The following is a 3,527-nucleotide window of genomic DNA, read 5'->3' on the forward strand; positions in this document are numbered from 1 at the left end:
AGCCAAGGCCGCCGCGCAGGCTGGCGAACAGCGGCGTCGTCGACGCGGCGGCGGCCGGGGCGGTGCGGGCCCGCACCCGGTGGGCGCCGAGCAGCAGCGAACGGTCCTCGGCCAGGATCGGGACGAGCTGCGGCACCGTGGCCCGCAGGGACAGCGCATCGGCTCGCCCGGCGTACACCCCGCCGAGCAGCGGGTCGACCAACAGGTCGACGACCTCGCGCCCGACCCGGGCGCCGACGAAGCCACCCACGGTCGGGTCGTCGGGGAAGCGGGTGCGCGGCAGGGCCAGGTCGGCGGCGGCCCGCAGCAGCCCCCACGGCGACAGCACCCCGGAGCGGACCAGGCCGAACGCGTCGGTCGGCACGCCGAGCATGGTGTTCGGCGGGATCGGCCGCAGCCGGCCCCGGATCCACAGCGACGCCGAGGTCGTCGCCGGATGCACGATGTTGTGGCCGAGACCGATCTGCCTGGCCAGCCGCAGGCCGTCGGGCACCCGAGCGAGGAACGACTCGGCGCCCTCCTCGACGTCCATCCCCTCGATCGGGGTGGTGCGCAGCTTGCCGCCGACGCGCTCCCCCGCGTCCAGGACGGTCACCTCGGCGCGGCCGGCCAGAGCATGGGCCGCGGCGAGCCCGGCGACCCCCCCACCGACGATGACAACCCGCACGTTCCTGCCGCCCTTCACGATGAATGGTGCCGTCCGACCAGGATTCACCATCGCGTCGCGCCCGCCCGGAGGTGGGCCGCGCCCCGGCGGCGGATCATGCTGTGGTGGTGGACCGAGCCCCGATGGTGGTGGATCGGTAACCGGCCGTCGGCCGGGTCAACCGGCGTGGACGAGGTCGACGATGTGCGCGAGCACTCCCGGGTCGGTCTCCGGCAGGACGCCGTGGCCGAGGTTGAACACGTGTCCCTCCGCCTTCGCGCCGCGGGCGAGGACGTCGCCGACCTTGGCGGCGAGCACGGGCTCGGGCGCGAACACCGCAGCCGGGTCGAGGTTGCCCTGCACGGCCCGGCCCGGCCCGATCCGGCGCGCGGCCTCGTCGAGGGGAACCCGCCAGTCGACCCCGACGACGTCGGCGCCCGCCTGGCCCATGGCGGCGAGCAGCTCGCCGGTGTTGACGCCGAAGTGGATGCGCGGCACCTCGCCGGCGAAGGCGTCCAGCACCCGCGCGCTGTGCGGCGCGACGTAGCGCCGGTAGTCATCCTCGCTGAGCGCACCGGCCCAGGAGTCGAAAAGCTGCACCGCGTCGACGCCGGCGTCGACCTGGACCCGCAGGAAGGCCGTGGTGATGGTGGCCAGCCGGTCGAGCAGGTCGTGCCAGAGCTTCGGCTCGCCGTACATCATCGCCTTGGTGCGCAGATGGTTGCGGCTCGGCCCGCCCTCGACGAGGTAGCTGGCCAGCGTGAACGGCGCGCCCGCGAACCCGATCAGCGGGGTGCCGCCGAGCTCGCCGAGCAGGTCGCGGACCGCCTGCGTGACGTAGCCGACGTCGTCCGGTTCCAGCGCGCGCAGCGCCGTGAGCCGGGCGGCGTCACGCACCGGCTCCGCGACGACCGGCCCCACCCCGGCGACGATGTCGATGTCCAGACCGATCGCCACCAGCGGCACGACGATGTCGGAGAAGAAGATCGCCGCATCAGGCCGAAAGCGGCGCACCGGCTGCATGGTGATCTCGGTGATCATCGCGGGGTCGCGGCACGAGTCGAGCATCGGCACGTCGGCGCGCAGAGCCCGGTACTCGGGCAGGACGCGGCCGGCCTGGCGCATGAACCAGACCGGGGTGGTCTCGGGCTGGTCCCGCCGGCAGGCCCGCAGGAACGGGGCGGTGGTGGCGAGGCCGGGCCGGCGAGCCGCGGCGGAGCGGGTGGCGGCGGCGTCGGCACGCAGATCGGCGGCACCGGCATACAGATCGGTGGTACCGGAACACGGGTCCGCGGTACCGGCACGGCGGGCGGCGTCGGCAGGCGAGAGGCCGCTCGGGGCGGCCGGCCGGCCCGGACGATGGAGGGTGTCGCCGTCCCGCGAGGGCGCGACCCGCGCCGAAGCGACCGCGACGCCGCTCGGCGCGGTCTGGACGCTGGCCGACCCGGACCCGGGCCCGGCGTCGATGTGGACGACAGACATGCCTCGATCGTTGCATGCCCGCCGCACCTGTGCCGGTGCGACCGGGGTCACGTCGATGGGCACGGGCGGGTGATGACCGGCGTCGGGGTCGTCACGGTCCGGGCCGATCGGGTCCGCGGGCGTCAGCTATCTTCTACTTTCAGTAGAAGAAGTTGCTGGTCCAGCCGGTGCCCGCCGATCCGGACCGGCCCGACCGGCCGGGTCGACCGGGCCGGCCGCAGGCCGCTCGGATGTGACGAAATCCGCTGTCCGCCCAGGTGAGCGGCCGGCGTGTCCGGGCGGCGCACCTGTCCAACCGGGCCGCCCGACCGGGCTGGCGGCATCGCCCCGACGGGCCGGACCGAGCCCGGCGGTCGCTGCGACCACGCCACCACGAAGGCCCGACGCGTCACCACGAAGGCCCGACGGCCACCACCGACGGCCAGCACCAACGGCCAGCACCGACGGCCGACAGCTTTCAGGTTTCAGGAACGTCCGACGGTTACCGCCGACGTCCGACAGCCACGACGATTGAGGACTTGAGATGACCGATCAGGCCCCGCACGGCGGATCCCGCGTCCTGACCGCGGCCCGCGCCGTCTCGTTCGCCGAGGCGACGTCGTTCCTCCTGCTGCTCATCGCCACGGGAATCAAGTACGGCGCCGACCATCCCCAGGGGGTGAAGATCCTCGGCCCGATCCACGGCACGCTCTTCCTCGCCTACTGCGCACTCATCGGCTACCTGGCCTTCGCCGGGCGCTGGTCCCGCCGACGCACCGTGCTGGCCCTGATCGCCTCCGTGCTGCCGGTGGCACCGTTCTTCGTGGAGCGGCACTGGCTGCGGGGTGACGCCGGCGCCTCGGGCGGCGCGACCACGCCGACCGGTCCGGGCCACCGGCCGGTCTCCCAGCCCACCGCCCGGCGGAGCTGACACGCATACCTGCGCTGTGCACCCAAGCGGGGCGAGTCCCGCGACAGGGGATCTCCCACCCACACCGCATCGAGACGGGCGCTCGCGACACGCCGGAGAGAATGCGCGGACATCTGTCCGTCCCGTGGCACCGTCAGTCCGGTCGGAATGAGGGCAGAGGGTGCGCGTCGTCCGCGTTCCCCCTCGGCCGGCAGTCGCGGGGGCGCCGGATTCGTGGTGCAGGCGCCCACCGCACCCGAGGGGACGCAACACGCAGCAGCCGTGCGCGGGGAGTGGTGTTCGAGTGGAACTGGTCCGGGTGGGCGCCGACGATCACATCGTTCTGACCTGCGCAGAGTGCGGTGACGAGCGGCCGTTCGAGCAGCCACCGTGTGCCGACGGGCACGGGTCGGACTGCCCGGAGTGGGCCTGCACCGAGTGCGGTGTGGCCCTGCTCGTGGGGCCGGCCCTGCTCGCGGCGCCGGTCCCGCCCGGGGGGCAGGTCGCGGC

At 74.2% G+C, this 3,527-nt stretch carries 4 protein-coding genes; 2 read left to right on the plus strand and 2 right to left on the minus strand.

From position 1 onward, the window contains the following. Positions 1 to 667 (minus strand): protoporphyrinogen oxidase (gene hemG / locus ND748_RS28160; protein WP_251749222.1); only part of this gene is annotated, 667 nt, incomplete at its 3' end. Positions 668 to 823: 156 nt separating this feature from the next. Further along, positions 824 to 2,128: a uroporphyrinogen decarboxylase gene (gene hemE / locus ND748_RS28165; RefSeq protein ID WP_251749223.1), complete on the minus strand. Its 1,305-nt coding sequence runs from the start codon at positions 2,126 to 2,128 to the stop codon at positions 824 to 826. A gap of 523 nt (positions 2,129 to 2,651) precedes the next feature. Between hemE and ND748_RS28170 the strand changes: the two genes are divergently transcribed. Together ND748_RS28170 and ND748_RS28175 are read left to right on the plus strand one after the other, a co-directional pair. Continuing rightward, positions 2,652 to 3,038: a DUF3817 domain-containing protein gene (locus ND748_RS28170; protein ID WP_251749224.1), complete on the plus strand. Its 387-nt coding sequence runs from the start codon at positions 2,652 to 2,654 to the stop codon at positions 3,036 to 3,038. Between the two features lie 283 nt (positions 3,039 to 3,321). Beyond that, positions 3,322 to 3,527: hypothetical protein (locus ND748_RS28175; RefSeq protein ID WP_251749225.1), on the plus strand; the 206-nt coding region annotated here is incomplete at its 3' end.

The organism is Frankia sp. AiPs1 (genome assembly GCF_023716945.1).
Taxonomy (GTDB): Bacteria; Actinomycetota; Actinomycetes; order Frankiales; family Frankiaceae; genus Frankia.

Bases quoted from the DNA above. Each gene is read 5' to 3' on its own strand.
- hemE (WP_251749223.1), bottom strand. From the start codon at position 2,128: ATGTCTGTCGTCCACATCGACGCCGGGCCCGGGTCCGGGTCGGCCAGC.
- ND748_RS28170 (WP_251749224.1), top strand. From the start codon at position 2,652: ATGACCGATCAGGCCCCGCACGGCGGATCCCGCGTCCTGACCGCGGCC.